At 63.8% G+C, this 13,826-nt stretch carries 18 protein-coding genes; 5 read left to right on the top strand and 13 right to left on the bottom strand.

The features are described from left to right. Positions 1–672: 672 nt before the first annotated feature. The 3 genes from rpsN to rpmB are packed head-to-tail and all read right to left on the bottom strand — an operon-like array spanning position 673 to position 1,386. Positions 673–978, bottom strand: coding sequence for a 30S ribosomal protein S14 (gene rpsN, locus FDP28_RS14860; RefSeq protein WP_011776360.1), 306 nt, complete (start codon positions 976–978; stop codon positions 673–675). 4 nt (positions 979–982) lie between these two features. Beyond that, positions 983–1,150, bottom strand: coding sequence for a 50S ribosomal protein L33 (gene rpmG / locus FDP28_RS14855; RefSeq protein ID WP_003798558.1), 168 nt, complete (start codon positions 1,148–1,150; stop codon positions 983–985). Then, positions 1,150–1,386, bottom strand: coding sequence for a 50S ribosomal protein L28 (gene rpmB / locus FDP28_RS14850; protein ID WP_144662315.1), 237 nt, complete (start codon positions 1,384–1,386; stop codon positions 1,150–1,152). The genes rpmG and rpmB overlap by 1 nt, the downstream gene beginning before the upstream one ends. A gap of 383 nt (positions 1,387–1,769) precedes the next feature. On the opposite strand from rpmB, the gene FDP28_RS14845 reads away from it, so the two are divergent. Genes FDP28_RS14845 through FDP28_RS14835 form a run of 3 tightly spaced genes read left to right on the top strand, consistent with a single transcriptional unit; the run spans position 1,770 to position 4,445 of the window. Next, complete coding sequence (locus tag FDP28_RS14845; RefSeq protein WP_144662314.1) at positions 1,770–3,230, top strand: ferredoxin reductase family protein; 1,461 nt, start codon at positions 1,770–1,772, stop codon at positions 3,228–3,230. A gap of 14 nt (positions 3,231–3,244) precedes the next feature. Continuing rightward, a complete protein-coding gene (locus tag FDP28_RS14840; RefSeq protein ID WP_144662313.1) occupies positions 3,245–3,670 on the top strand; it encodes an FMN-binding protein in 426 nt (141 codons plus the stop codon). After that, positions 3,654–4,445, top strand: coding sequence for an FAD:protein FMN transferase (locus tag FDP28_RS14835; RefSeq protein WP_144662312.1), 792 nt, complete (start codon positions 3,654–3,656; stop codon positions 4,443–4,445). The genes FDP28_RS14840 and FDP28_RS14835 overlap by 17 nt, the downstream gene beginning before the upstream one ends. Here FDP28_RS14835 and FDP28_RS14830 read toward each other — a convergent pair. Then, positions 4,429–5,196, bottom strand: a complete 768-nt coding sequence (locus FDP28_RS14830) for an SGNH/GDSL hydrolase family protein (RefSeq protein WP_144662309.1) — start codon at positions 5,194–5,196, stop codon at positions 4,429–4,431. The genes FDP28_RS14835 and FDP28_RS14830 overlap by 17 nt on opposite strands. Before the next feature lie 51 nt (positions 5,197–5,247). Further along, positions 5,248–5,727, bottom strand: coding sequence for a MarR family winged helix-turn-helix transcriptional regulator (locus FDP28_RS14825; RefSeq protein WP_144662307.1), 480 nt, complete (start codon positions 5,725–5,727; stop codon positions 5,248–5,250). 69 nt (positions 5,728–5,796) lie between these two features. On the opposite strand from FDP28_RS14825, the gene FDP28_RS14820 reads away from it, so the two are divergent. Further along, positions 5,797–6,084, top strand: a complete 288-nt coding sequence (locus FDP28_RS14820; protein WP_144662305.1) for a YciI family protein — start codon at positions 5,797–5,799, stop codon at positions 6,082–6,084. Between the two features lie 41 nt (positions 6,085–6,125). On the opposite strand, the gene FDP28_RS14815 is transcribed toward FDP28_RS14820, so the two are convergent. From FDP28_RS14815 to FDP28_RS14780, 8 genes are all read right to left on the bottom strand, one after another. Then, the gene (locus tag FDP28_RS14815; RefSeq protein ID WP_144662303.1) at positions 6,126–6,497 is read right to left on the bottom strand and encodes a hypothetical protein; all 372 of its coding nucleotides are present in this window, start codon (positions 6,495–6,497) and stop codon (positions 6,126–6,128) included. After that, entirely contained in the window at positions 6,494–6,697 is a 204-nt protein-coding gene (locus tag FDP28_RS14810; protein ID WP_222120645.1) for a type II toxin-antitoxin system HicA family toxin, read from the bottom strand. Before FDP28_RS14810 ends, FDP28_RS14815 begins: the two co-directional genes overlap by 4 nt. A gap of 55 nt (positions 6,698–6,752) precedes the next feature. After that, positions 6,753–7,589 carry an SGNH/GDSL hydrolase family protein gene (locus FDP28_RS14805; RefSeq protein WP_144662302.1) on the bottom strand — a complete coding sequence of 279 codons (837 nt, stop codon included), beginning with the start codon at positions 7,587–7,589 and terminating at the stop codon, positions 6,753–6,755. A gap of 128 nt (positions 7,590–7,717) precedes the next feature. Further along, on the bottom strand, positions 7,718–8,773 hold the full coding sequence (locus tag FDP28_RS14800; protein ID WP_144662300.1) for a siderophore-interacting protein: 1,056 nt from the start codon (positions 8,771–8,773) through the stop codon (positions 7,718–7,720). Beyond that, positions 8,770–9,594: an ABC transporter ATP-binding protein gene (locus FDP28_RS14795; protein WP_144662298.1), complete on the bottom strand. Its 825-nt coding sequence runs from the start codon at positions 9,592–9,594 to the stop codon at positions 8,770–8,772. Before FDP28_RS14795 ends, FDP28_RS14800 begins: the two co-directional genes overlap by 4 nt. A gap of 1 nt (position 9,595) precedes the next feature. Continuing rightward, the gene (locus FDP28_RS14790) at positions 9,596–10,633 is read right to left on the bottom strand and encodes a FecCD family ABC transporter permease (RefSeq protein WP_260842486.1); all 1,038 of its coding nucleotides are present in this window, start codon (positions 10,631–10,633) and stop codon (positions 9,596–9,598) included. Positions 10,634–10,698: 65 nt separating this feature from the next. After that, entirely contained in the window at positions 10,699–11,817 is a 1,119-nt protein-coding gene (locus FDP28_RS14785; RefSeq protein ID WP_144662294.1) for a FecCD family ABC transporter permease, read from the bottom strand. 5 nt (positions 11,818–11,822) lie between these two features. Beyond that, positions 11,823–12,893, bottom strand: a complete 1,071-nt coding sequence (locus FDP28_RS14780) for an iron-siderophore ABC transporter substrate-binding protein (protein WP_144662292.1) — start codon at positions 12,891–12,893, stop codon at positions 11,823–11,825. 371 nt (positions 12,894–13,264) lie between these two features. On the opposite strand from FDP28_RS14780, the gene FDP28_RS14775 reads away from it, so the two are divergent. Beyond that, positions 13,265–13,756: an FBP domain-containing protein gene (locus FDP28_RS14775; RefSeq protein ID WP_144662290.1), complete on the top strand. Its 492-nt coding sequence runs from the start codon at positions 13,265–13,267 to the stop codon at positions 13,754–13,756. Positions 13,757–13,826: the final 70 nt, after the last annotated feature.

Genomic DNA, 13,826 nt, shown 5'->3' with positions numbered 1-13,826 from the left:
AAACAACAGACACTAACGGCACCACCACCAACCCCACAGGGCCACTGGATCGCTCCGAAGCAACTTTTCAAACTTACCCGAACCGGCCGCTCAAAGCAAACCAAACCCCAGGCCTCCCCACCAACCAGAAGCACACAAAAGCACCACCGGAACCGGCAATTTGAAAGGGAGTCGGTCGCCATCATCCCGCATCAGCGGCGGCGACTCGAATAACTTTACACGCGCCCCACCCCCACACCAAATCCACCCCAACACCACCCAAAAACCCCGCAAACACAAGCCAAACCAGCCCACACCACCCCCAAACACCCAAAAACCAGCCCCGTGAACCCCATCACACCAACCAACCCACCCAACCACCCGCCGTCGAACACCCACCCGAGCGGGCGTCCGCACCCAACCCCGCGGAACGTGAACGAGCATCCGCACCAAACCCGGGGAACGTGAGCGAGCATCCACACCAAACCCCGGGGAACGTGAGCGAGCATCCGCACCAAACCCGGGGAACGTGAGCGAGCATCCGCACCAAACGGTCGGGATGTGAGCGAGCATCCACGCCAAACCCGGGGAACGTGAGCGAGCATCCGCACCAATCACGGGGAACGTGAGCGAGCGTTAAACACAAAAGGGCCGGCAACCATAACGGTTGCCGGCCCTTTCAGAGCTTCGTGATTACCAGGAAGACTTGGTGATGCCCGGGAGCTCACCGCGGTGAGCCATGTCGCGGAAGCGAACACGGGAGATACCGAACTTCTGGAGCGTGCCGCGGGGACGGCCGTCGATCTGGTCGCGGTTACGCAGACGGATCGGGGAGGCGTTGCGGGGCAGCTTCTGCAGGCCGAGGCGTGCAGCTTCGCGTGCTTCGTCAGTCGCGTTGGGGTCTACCAGGGTCTTCTTCAGTTCGAGACGCTTGGCAGCGTAACGCTCAACAATGACCTTGCGCTGCTCGTTGCGAGCAATCTTGGACTTCTTTGCCATGTGTTTAGCGCTCCTCTCGGAATTCGACGTGCTGGCGGATCTTGGGGTCGTACTTCTTCAGGACCAGGCGGTCCGGGTCGTTACGACGGTTCTTGCGGGTTACGTAGGTGTAACCGGTGCCCGCGGTGGACTTCAGCTTGATGATCGGACGTACGTCCTTGTCCTTTGCCATTAGAGCTTTACTCCTCGTGCCAGGATGTCGGCTACGACTGCGTCGATGCCGCGTACGTCGATGGTCTTGATGCCACGGGCCGACAGGGTCAGCGTGACATTACGGCGCAGGGACGGAACCCAGTAGCGCTTCTTCTGAATGTTCGGGTCGAACCGACGCTTGTTGCGACGGTGCGAGTGCGAAATGCTGTGTCCAAAGCCCGGCTCGGCTCCGGTCACTTGGCAGTGTGCTGCCATGACTCTCCTCCAAAGATTGAATGTAACGGCGTGCAGATGTTCCTGCGTTGCCGTGCGTCAGGCAGTGTCCGCATCCGGTCCACACCATTTCGGTAGTTTCCGCATCAAGTGCGGCGAAGAAGGCTGGCCACAAGACCGCAATAACTCAGGTCCTGGGATACCGGGCGAATACAGGAATGCACGCAACTTGAGCCCCTAACTACCGGCCACCGGGACATCAGCAAGACTGACTGTCACCACCAACCGGAGCAATTGCACACGATCCGCACTACCTAGCGCCTAACTATTCTACGGGTCAGGCGAAATTAAGACCAATCCGGCATCATACGCCCTCAAAAGCTCTTTCACAGCAGAATGAAAGGAAGCTTGGCGAGTCTTGGAACATGACCTCGTTCCCAGCCACAGATTACAGCGTGGACAGCCCCGCCCCGGCGGTCCCGCGGACAGCACCTGCCACCGTCGAACGCTTCCGTCCGCAAGCACGACGGCGGCTGGCCCGCGCCGATGTCCTGGGTTTCGTCGGGTGGTTGTCGCCGGTTGCGGCGGTATCGCTGTGGCTTGCCGACGGCGGTGCCAGCGGCTTCACCTCGTTCGCGGCGACCATGACATCCTTGGGCATTGTCGCCGGACTGATCGGCATGGACCTGGTGCTGCTGATGCTGTTGCTCGCAGCCCGGATTCCCTTTGTCGACAACGCGATCGGCCATGACCGCGCCCTGGAGGTCCACAAGAAGCTGGGCAAACCGGCGCTTTACCTGCTGCTGGCCCACGGACTGCTGATCGCCATCGGTTATGGCGCCGCGGAGAGCCTGGACCCGATCAGCGAATCAGTGTCCTTGTGGGTCAACGTCCCTGACATGTGGCTCGCGTTCGTCTCCCTGGCCCTGTTCATCGCCGCGGTGGTGACCTCGCTTGTGGCCGTACGCAGGAGATTCCCCTACGAATTCTGGTACGCGATCCATCTGCTGACCTACGCCGCCGTGGGCACCGCCATTCCGCATCAGTTCAGCGTGGGCGGGCTGTTCGCGGAGGGCACGTGGCAGCGCTGGTATTGGCTGGCCATCTGCATCGCGACCGGCGGCGCACTTGTCCTCTACAGGGTTTGCCAGCCGTTGGTGGCGACGTTCCGGCACCAGCTCACAGTGAGCCGGGTGGTTCGGGTTTCACCGGATGTCTTCAGCATCGAGATGACGGGCCTGCAGCTTGAGCGCCTCTCGGGAACCGGCGGCCGCTTCTTCTTCTGGAGGTTCCTCGCTCCGGGGCATTGGTGGCAGCCACATCCTTTCAGCCTGTCGGCCGAGCCGGTGGTCGGCGTCGGGGGCGCAACGGGCAAAATACGCATCACCGTCCGGAACCTTGGAGATGGCTCGGCCAGACTCGCGGGGATCAGGCCCGGAACCAAGGTTGCCATCGAGGGACCCTACGGCATGTTCAGCACGGCGGCCCGCACGCGGAACAACGTGGTGATGATCGGCGCCGGAATCGGCATCACGCCGTTGCGGTCGCTCCTGGAGTCCACCCCCTTCGAACCCGGCCACGCCACGGTCCTGCTCCGGGGCCATGACGAGTCCGAGCTTTTCCTGGGCAAGGAAATCATGGACCTGTGCCAAGCACGCGGCGCTACCCTCTTCCATCTCACGGGACAACGCTCGATCGGCGCCCACCCATGGCTCCCCCAGTCTGCCGTGGCGGCCGGGTTCAGCATCGACTCCTACGTCCCGAGGATCGCCGCGGCCGACGTGTACGTGTGCGGCCCATCCCAGTGGTCTGCCTCAGTCATCCAGGACGTCCGGGCCGCGGGTGTCCCCGCGGAACAACTCCACTACGAAAGGTTCGACTGGTGAGAATAAGGGCAGCCATGGCAACCGCGCTGGCGTCGGCGGGCATCCTGTTGGCCGGCTGGCAGTCGGGCGCGCACGTCGCCGATACCGGCTCAACCACCACTACCAGCCTGAGCAGCAGCACCACGAATGGTGGCGCCGCCCGTGGCAGCACAGGAACGACGACGGCGGCAACGTACGACGGCGCGTCGGTCCAGACCCGCTTCGGTACAGTCCAGGTCCGGGTGACAATCCAGGGCGGCAAGATCACGGAAGTCACGGCACTGCAGCTCACCGACGCTGAACGTAAGTCGGCCCAGATCAGCAGCCGGGCTGCCCCGGTGTTGCGCTCCGAGGTACTGCAGGCACAGTCGGCCAACGTGCAAACCGTCAGCGGCGCCACGGTGACCAGCGACGCCTACCTCACCTCCCTGCAGGCAGCCCTCGATGCAGCCCACTTCTAGCAGTCCGCAGCTCCGGGCCCGGACGTTCCACAGCATGGGCACTGTGGTGAGCCTGACCCTTGCCGGCATCCGCTCCGCGCAGACCGCCGCTGACGAGCTCGAGTCAGCTGCCGCCGTCGTCGAGGATACGTTCACCCAACTGGACCTGACCTTCAGCCTGTACCGGGACGGTTCCGAGGCGAGCCGGCTGGCCCGTGGGGAACTGACGCTGGCCTACGCGTCGGAAGTGATGCGGGACCTGTATGCAGAAGCGGCGGAATGGCGGTTGGCGACCGATGGCGCCTTCACGGCCCAACGTCCCGACGGGGTGTTGGACCTCTCCGGAATCGTGAAGGCGCACGCGGCGCGGGAAGCCGCGTTGTCGTTGGAGGCGCTCGGTTTGAAGGACTGGTGCCTGAACGCCGGCGGGGACGTGCTGGTGAGTGGCTCGCCAACGCCGGAGACGCACGAGCCGTGGCTCGCCGGGGTGGTGGATCCCCTTGATCGACAGGCCCTGCTGCTCACGTACCCGCTGGGCACGCGGCGTGCCCTGGCGACGTCAGGGTCCACTGAAAGGGGCCACCACATCTGGGCGGTTGGTGCCGCGGCGCCTGAATTCGAGCAAGTTTCCGTGGCAGCAGGCGACATCGTGACCGCCGACGTCCTTGCCACGGCCATCGTTGCCGGCGGAACGAGGACACTGGACCAGGCCGTGGAAAAGTGGGGCGTGGAAGTGATCGCGGTACGTCGCGACGGATCCTTGCTGGCTACGCCGGGATTCAGGGAAGCGGCTTGATCAATTCCGCGTACTTCGGGCTGAGGCCATCACCGGAGGAGACGCCGCGGAGACGGCGGGACACCCACGGAGCGGCCGACTCACGGATCCACCGTGCGTTGGCCTTCAGGGTCTCCACCCGGTTCAAAAGCCGGACGGGGGCGAGCTCGGGAACTTCCATCACGTGCTCGTGTTCCAGGACATCGAGCACCCGCTTGGCCATGTTGAGATGGCCAGCTGTGGACATATGCATCCGGTCTTCGCCCCACATACGCCAATCGTCGTACTCATCGAACCGCCAGTAATCCACCAGCAAAGCGCCGTGGTCCTCGGCGATCTCGCGCACCAGTTCGTTGTAGATTGCCGTGCGGCCCCGCATGGTGCTGAAGACTTTGGAGCCTTTGGCGTCAAAGCCCGTGAAGAGAAGTACGGTGGCTCCGGTCGCGCTTAACTTGGCGATGCCGGCGTCGTACTCCTCCAACAGCGAGTCGATATCGATCCTGGGCCGCAGGATGTCGTTCGCGCCGGCGTAAAGGCTCACCAAGGTGGGCTTCATGGCGACGGCGGCATCCACCTGTTCCGCCATGATCTGGCGGAGTTTGCGCCCGCGAATGGCAAGGTTGGCGTAGCCGAACCCCGGATTGCCCAGGGCGAGTTGCGTGGCCACCACGTCAGCCCAACCACGGACCCCGTTGGGGCGTGCGGGATCGTCGTCGCCGACGCCCTCAGTGAACGAGTCTCCCAGGGCCACATAGCGGGCAGAAAAATCCATGCCGCCAGTTTGCCACTTCAGCACCCACAGCCCCAAAGCCCGGTGGAACCGTTAGGAATCGCGGAGAATCCAGTGGTTGTTATCCAGCCTGGCAACGATCTTTTCGCCGATGCGCGCGAGATCGGCAACGTCCTCGGGACTTAGTGAATCAAGCATCAGGGTCCGTACCGATTCCACATGCGCAGGAGCCAGCGAAACGATGGTGGACATACCCGCCTCGGTCAGGTGCGCAACGGTCACCCGGGCATCTCCGGGGTGCGCCTGCCGTTCCACCCAACCGCGCTTCTGCAGCTTGGTAACGACGTGGGAAAGCCGCGACAACGAGGCACTGGTACGGGCAGCGAGCTCGCTCATGGGAAGGTACCGGCCCTCAGTTTCGGAGAGCATCGCCAGCACGTTGTAGTCGAAGAGGGACAGCTTGCCGGCGGACTGAAGCTGGGTATCCAACGCCGAGGGGAGCAACGTGTTGATGCTCAGCAGGGCCAGCCAGGCGCGGCGCTCGTCGGCGTTCAGCCAGCGGGGTTGATTCATGGGTCCATCTTATGAGAATCCGCTGGCTTGGTAGCTCCCAGCACACTGCCCTGGCGATAGGCTGACGGCATGTTCGCAGTCTCCTTGACCTACAAAGTTCCGGACGAAATCGTCGACTTCCACCGTCCAGGCCACATGGCCTGGCTTAAAGCAGCGTTCGACGACGGCATCTTCCTCGCGTCCGGACGTCGCGTACCAGCCACGGGAGGCGTCCTGCTCTCCAAAGTGGACCGGGAAGCCCTGGACGCCTCCTTGGCACAAGACCCGTTCTACAGCAACGGCGTAGCCGACTTCGAGATCATCGAATTCACCGCCACCAGCGTCGCCGAGGGCTACGAGAACCTGCTGGACAGCTGAGCTTTCCGGCCTTTTGCCGGTTGCAAGCCTGAAGGTGCGTGTTAGTGGCTGACGAGTTGCTGGGCTCGCTGGTGGGAGACCCCCAGGACGGCCCCGATATCGCGGACAGTAACCCCTTGGCGCTTGAGCACCATCGCGGCCTCGTGACGTTCCCGCGCTGACGCTGCCTTCAGCTCGTCAGCCTTGGCAGCCAACTCCGCAGCAGCCCTGAGGTGCTCGGTGACTTCGGGTGCGTCAAAGGTGATCTGGACTTCGAAATCCGTTTCGGGGCGGCCTGTAAGCAGGGACGCCAAGTCACGCACCATCTCCGGGATTTCGGACACGGTTCGGGCCTGCGTGGTCAGACCTTCGATCTGGGTTGATTCCAGGAACCAAAGCCGGCCGTCGCGGCTGGCTGTTACTTCGAGCTTCACTTGGTGTCCTCTCCCTTGGCTTGCTTCATGATTTCCTTGGCCAACTTCTCACCAATCTCATTGTGGCGAGGCACAAACGTTGTATTACCGCCGATGGTGACGCGGGTATGCCTTCCGCCTTCTTCGGCGCTGTAGTCGACGCCGAGATCTTTCGCAGTGCGTTTCAGCTTGCTCAAAAGATCCCGGCGCTTCATCATCATCAATTCAGTCTATAGGCCACTAGACATACCTGTCTAGTGGCCTATAGACGCATGGTCATTGGGCTGCTTCCCTGTCCTCCACGAGCTTCTTCAAGCCCCCTTTTCGGGGGACTTTGACCGGTCGGGGCCAGCGCGGCTGCAGCGAATCCCCCAATGTCACTCCGCGCAGCTTGCGGCCGAACAACGGCACCACCCAGTCGTTGACCCAGCGGCGTTGCCGACGTTCCCATTCACGGAGGGTCAAGCGCGAGGGCGGTTCCCATTCCTTGGGCGAAATCTTATGGGGGACGTTCAGGTGGTCCAGGACCTGGGCAGCCAGGTACTTGTGCCCGGCTTTGGACATGTGGAGCCGGTCCGGGGCCCACATCCGCGAATCCTTGTAGGCATCGAAGCACCAGTAATCCACCAGCACGGCACCATACTTGGAGGCGATCCCGCGGACTCGTTCGTTATACAGGGTGTTGCGCCGCTTGAAAGGTTCAAGGACAGCCGAGACCTTGACGTCGAAACCGGTAAACAGGACTACGGTTGCGCCCGTTTCACACAGCCGGGCAACCAGGAGTTCGTAGTCATCCAGGAGCGCCTCCATGTCAGTGCCGAAGTCCAGGATGTCGTTCCCACCGGCATAGACCGTGATCAGCGTCGGCTCCATGTCGAGGGCCGGCTGCAGTTGCTCGTCGATGATGTGCCGTAGCCTCTTGCTGCGTACGGCAAGGTTGGCATACTCCCAGCCGGGCTGTGCCTTCGCCAGTTTTTCGGCCACCCGGTCGGCCCAGCCGCGGACCCCATTCGGCAGGATCTTGCTCGGGTCCCCCACGCCCTCGGTGAAGGAATCCCCGATGGCGACGTACCGCCGTCGAACGTTTTTTCCGTCCCCGAAATCCTCACGCACCCTCCGGACGGTACGCGCCGCCGGTTAAGCCCGTACCAACCCAAAGTGAACAGGTGAGCGAGGGGTGCGCCCAAGCGGTAGGGATATGAGCGAGGGATGCGCTCAAACGGTAGGGATGTGAGTGAGGGTCAGCCTTCCGCTTTGCCCCGCCGCCAATACCCCATGAACGCAACCTGCTTCCGGTCGATACCAACATCGCGCACCAGGTAGCGCCGCATTTCCTTGATCACGAACGCCTCGCCGGCAATCCAGGCATAGAACGGCAGCGCACCGGCGGGAAGGGTGGGGTTCTTCGTGGCCTCGATGGCTGCAGCGTCCATGCGCTGCGGAGTTTCCCAGAGGATGTCCTGGTCCACGTTGACGTCTTCGGGCTCCGGGCCGGCAGCGCTGTCGGTTCCCTTGAGGCCCACCCATCCCGGAACGGGAACAGCCTTGGCAACAGCTTCCTTAAGGAGTTCACCATGCGGACGGGAGCGTCCGATGGCTGCGCCGCGGGCAAGCCAGGTGATCTCGATGTCGGCTGCGGTGGTGATGTCCTGGAAATCAGCTGCTGACGGCACCTCGAGGAAAGCGTGGCCGGTCATGTCCGCGGGCAGGCTCTCCAGGATGGCGCTGATGGCAGGGACCGCAGTTTCATCGCCCGCGAGCAACACACGCTGGGCCAACCCCGGGCGCCACTCGATGCCGCCGTAAGCACCCGCGGTGGTGCACTGCGCGGCGCGGTTGTTGGGACCGATGATGGTCAGGGCATCTCCGGGCTTCGCGGCAACGGCCCAGTTCGCGGCAGGACCACCGTTGCCGTGCTCATCGAAGTGCATCACGAAGTCGATGTCGATCTCCGGGTACACGGCATCAAGGCGTTCCGACCGGACTGTATAGGTGCGCATGTCGCCGCGCACCGACGGATCCATGGCAAGCCATTCCTTGTACCAGCCTGCGTCCTCCATTTTGAAGGGCGGCAGTGGAAGGGCGTTGCCGTCGGCGTCGAAGGACGGGATCATCAGCTTCACGCGAAGGTCCAAAGTGTCGCCCGCAACCCCGAAACCACGCAGCGAATAGCCACCGAACGTGATCCGGCGGAAGTTCGGGCTGAGCTCCTGCACGGCCGTCACGGTGACGTCGAAGGCGAGGGTCATGGGCTCCACGGCGGCACTTGCGGTGGCCTGTGTCGGTTGTGCACTCATGATGCGATCTCCAGTTCCTTGGTTCGCGCGGGCTGTGCGTGGTGCCGGCCAATCGGGACGATCAGCGGTGTTCCTGAAATGGGGTCCGGAACCACGCGGGATTCCAGGCCGAAAACGTTGAATACCAGTTCCTCGGTGACCACCTCGATGGCGGGTCCCTCGGCAACGATGCAGCCGCCCTTCATGGCGATCACGTGATCGGCGTAGCGTGCTGCCAGGTTGAGGTCGTGCAGCACGATGGCCACCGTGGTGCCCCGGCTTCGGTTGAGGTCCGTGACCAGGTCCAGAACCTCCACTTGGTGGGCAAGGTCCAGGTACGTGGTGGGCTCGTCGAGCAGCAGGACGTCCGTTTCCTGGGCCAGGGCCATGGCGATCCATACACGCTGGCGCTGTCCGCCGGACAGCTCGTCGATGCTCCGCTCAGCGAGTCCCAGCGTGTCGGTGGCCTCGAGCGCGCGCTGTACCGCGGCGTCGTCGTTGGCGCTCCAGCTCCGGAAGAAGCCCTGGTGCGGGTACCGCCCACGGCCCACGAGGTCCCGCACGGTGATGCCGTCGGGGGCGGTGGGGTGCTGCGGCAGCAGGCCCAGGGTACGGGCGAGCTCACGGGCCGGACGGGTGTGGATGTCCTTGCCGTCCAGCGTCACGGCGCCGCCGCTTGGCTTCAGGAGCCGGGACAAACCGCGGAGCAACGTGGACTTTCCGCAGGCGTTGGCACCGACGATCATGGTGACTTTGCCTTCGGGGATCTCCGTGGAGAGTCCCTCAACAACCTTGCGCTGCTCGTATTGCAGCGTCAGGTCCTTGGCATTAAGGAGGGCCATGTCAGGCTTCCTTTCGGTTCGACGTGAGGAGGAGCCAGAGCAGGAACGGTGCGCCGAGGGCGCCGGTGATGACGCCGACCGGGAGGACTGTTCCGTCCAGGACCACCGGCGCGATGTTGGAGGCAAAGAAGTCGGCGGCCAACACGATCAGCGCACCCGTCAGGGCCGACGCCGGAAGGCTCGGTTTGCGCACGATGCGGCGGGCAATCGGTCCGGCGAGGAAGGCAACGAAGGCTACCGGACCGGCAGCGGCGGTTGCGACGGCGGCAAGTCCGACGGCGGTCAGCACCAGTCCCAGCCGGGTCGCGTTGACCCTGATGCCCAGTCCGGCAGCGGCGTCGTCGCCGAGTTCAAGGATGCGCAACGGGCCGGCAAGGGCAATCACAGCGGGGATCAGGATGAGCAAGGAGACCGTCAGGACGCCTGCCCGGTCCCACGTCGCGGAGTTCAGCGAGCCGTTGAGCCAGATAAGGGCGTCGGCCGCGGTCCGGATGTCGGCGCGGGTCATAAGGAAGTTGACCACTGCGTGCAGGGCTGCGGCGATGCCCACCCCTGCCAGGATGAGGCGGTTGCCCGCAGCGTTGCCGCGGCTGCCGCCTGCGCCGGAACCCGTGCTGCGGGAAATCGCGTAGATGATGGCGGCGACCCCGAGCGCACCGCCCAGTGCTGCCCCCGACACCACGGCTCCGGAAGCACCGAAAACAACAATGGCCGTTACGGCGGCCGCGCTGGCACCATAGCTGATGCCGATGATGTCCGGGCTCGCCAACGGGTTGCGCAGCATGGTCTGGAAGAGCGCGCCGGCAAGTCCGAAGGCTATGCCGATCATGGTTCCCACCACGGCGCGGGGAAGTTTGTGCTCCATGACGATGAAGCTGGCGCCCGGGATTTTCTCGCCGCCGGTCAAGTGGTTGATGACGATCGTGAAGAAGTCCGGGATGGTCACGGTATAGCTGCCGAGGAGCACATACACGCCAAACATCACCAGGAGCGCGAGGGCCAGGAAGAACGTGGGGCTCAGAGCGCGCCGAGTTGGCATTTGATGATGATGTTTGCGCCCAGCATTGTCATTAACTGCCAACTCGCGTGCGGATTTGAGGGCACTCACAGTCCGGCCCCCTTTCCGCGACGGATGAGCCAGACAAAAACGGGTGCACCGACGATCGCGGTCATGATGCCGGCGGGGACTTCGCCCGGGAGGAGGACCACCCTGCCAATGATGTCGGCGGTGATGAGCAGGATAGGGGCGGAGACCATGGAGAACGGGAGGATCCAGCGGTAATCCGGCCCTGTCAGCAAGCGAACGGCGTGCGGGATCACCAGGCCTAGGAAGCCGATGGGCCCGGCCAGCGCAGTCGCGGAGCCACACAAGAGCACGATGCCCAGCGCCGTGATCCCACGGGCCAGCCCGACGTTCTGGCCCAGGCCGCGGGCAATATCGTCACCCAGGGCCAGGCTGTTCAAGACACGTCCCGAGCCCAACACAATGAGCGCACCAATGGCCAGGAACGGCAGCGCGGGCAGCAGCACGGACCAGTCGCGCCCGCCGATGCTGCCCACCTGCCAGAAACGGAAGCGGTCCAGGGTGTCCTGGCTGGAAACAAGGATGACGTTCATGAGCGAAAACAAACCCGCGCTGAGCGCCGCACCCGCCAAGGCGAGCTTGACCGGCGTCGCACCGTCACGTCCTCGGGAGGCAATGGCATAAACCACGACGGCGGCTGCTGCGGCGCCGATGAAAGCGAACCAGATGTAGCCGGTCAGCGAACCAATGCCGAACACGTAAATTCCAACGACCACGGCCAGCGCGGCCCCGGCGTTCAGGCCCAGGATGCCGGGATCGGCAAGGGGGTTGCGGGCCACGCCCTGCATGGCGGCACCGGCCAGCCCCAGTGCGGCCCCGGCCAGCAGGCCAAGGAGAGTCCGGGGAATGCGGGCCACCACCACGGCGTGGTTGCCATCTGCAGGATTGAAGTGCGTGATGGCTTCCCAGACGGTGTTCAGGGGAAGGCCGCGGGCGCCGATCGCCAAGGAGGCGGCACTCACCGCGGCGAGTACGACGACGGCGACCAGCAGCCAGGCGGTCCGCTTGGCTGCGCTGCGCGGCCGGGTTCCCCGTCCGGCCACGTCGCTGCTACCGGGCGCGATGCCTCGCTGGTTACCCGGCACCGAGGTGCCACCAACCCGCCCCACGGTAGCCGCCGTCGTCGTACTCAGTTTCATTGCGGTTACTTGCCCGCCACGTCAGCGGCCTGGCCCAGCTGCGGCAGGAACTTGTCCAGCGCCCACGGCAGGCTCAGCGGCGAAGAAGCGGAGATGGAGAGCGTCAGGGTCTGGTCCGAATCGGCAACCAGGGCGCCCTTCTTGATGGCCGGGATCTGGCCCAGCAGCGGGTCGGCCTTGATGGCGTCGGCCGTTGCGGCTTCCGGAACCCAGGTAACGAAGACGTCGGAGGCGAGTTCGTTGGCCTTCTCAGCGGACCACGGGATGAAGAATTCCGTGTTCGACTTGGTGTTCTCCGTGACCACCGGGGCCAGCTTCATGCCGATCTCGGAGAGGAAGCGGGGGCGGTTGTCGATGGCGGTGTAGACGTTGGCGCCGTCGCCCTTGGCGGGCTCAAGGTTGCCGTAGATGAAGGTCTTGTCCTTGATCTGCGGGTACTTGGAGACCTTGTCCTTGATGGTGGCTTCGGTGTCTTCGATCAGCTTTTTGGCTTCGGCTTCCTTGCCCAATGCCTTGCCGATCAGGGTGGTGCTTTCCTGCCACGGGGTGCCGTAGGCCAGCTCCGGCTGGGCCACGACGGGGGCGATCTCGCTCAACTTCTTGTAGTCAGCCTCTTCCAGCCCGGAGTACGCGGCCAGGATGACGTCCGGGTTGAGCTTGGCGATCTCGGTGAAGTTGATACCGTCGGCCTCGGAGAACTGGACCGGGGCCTTGTCCGTACCGAACCCGGCGCCGAGCTTCTCGAGGGCTGCGTCCTTCCACGGCGTGGAGCCCTTGTCGTTGTTGCCCCACTCGTTCTTCGGAACGCCGACCGGCACTACGCCCAGGGCGAGGGCGACGTCGTCGTTGACCCACGAAACGGTGACAACACGCTTGGGCTGTTCCTTGATGGTGGTCTCGCCGAAGACGTTCTTGATGGTGACGGGGAAGGCGGCGGACTCAGCCTGCTCGGACGCCGGCGTCGAGGTGGCCGGACCAGTGGAGCAGCCGGTGAGGGAAAGGGCGACGGCGGCCAGAGCGGCCGTCGCGGTACCTGCGGTCTTGAGCAGGGCGCGGCGTGGAAGAAGGGAAGCCACGGGACTCCTTAGGTAAGTGATGCGAACCTAAGTAAGGCTAGCCTACCCTCCGGATAATTACGAAACGTTTGCGTCACGTAATCACCGCACCCTGGTGGGGTTAGGATGTTGAGGGCGGACTACCGCTTCTTTGAAAACAACGAGGGGATGAGCGTGCGCACTTCAGTTGCTGCAGCCATGGTTGGCGAGGTGGCCGTTTCGGCCTGCTTGGCACACCCCGTTGCGTTGGAACCAGCCAAGTAGCACTCAGGAAATACCAACACAATGTTGGGCTTCTTTTGGCGTGCCCTATTCGGTGACCGACGCTTCCGTGCCACCCGCAGCGCCAGGCGCGCTGCCGACGTCGACCATTTCTCGAAAGAAGCATTGCCATGCAGAAAATTACTGCCCAACAAATCCGTTCATCGTTCATCAACGCCAGCCGCTCGGAGGCAGCCAAGGCCAATCTTCCGCGCGATTTCGACACCCTCGATTGGGAAAACCTCGAGTTTCTGGGCTGGCGCGACGAGAAGATGCCCCAGCGCGGCTATCTCGTAGTTCCCTATCGGGGGAAGCTCACAGGGATCATGCTCCGTGCGCCTGAAGGAGGGTCCGGCAAGAAGCGCGTGGTGCTCTGCGAACTGTGCAGGGACGTCTTCTCCAAGGACGACGTCTACCTCTGGGTTGCCAGGAAGGCCGGGCAATCCGGCAAGGACGGCAACACTGTGGGCACCCTGATCTGCGCCGAGTTCGGTTGCAGCGCCAATGTGCGCAAAGAACCGCCGGTCAATGAGATCAATCCGGACCCGGCCGCCGTGGTCCTGAAGCAGATCGCCGGACTGGAGTCCCGGACCGGGCAGTTCCTGGACCGCGTCCGCAGCTAGAGCAAAGCAACGCGGGGTCACTTTTGGCCCATAAAGGGGCTCCCAAAGGGCCATAAGTGACCCCGCGTTG

This window comes from Paenarthrobacter nicotinovorans, from assembly GCF_007670255.1.
Classification (GTDB): domain Bacteria; phylum Actinomycetota; class Actinomycetes; order Actinomycetales; family Micrococcaceae; genus Arthrobacter; species Arthrobacter nicotinovorans_B.
The sequence above is the reverse complement of the archived record's forward strand: the minus strand, read 5'-3'. Positions and strand labels throughout refer to the sequence as shown.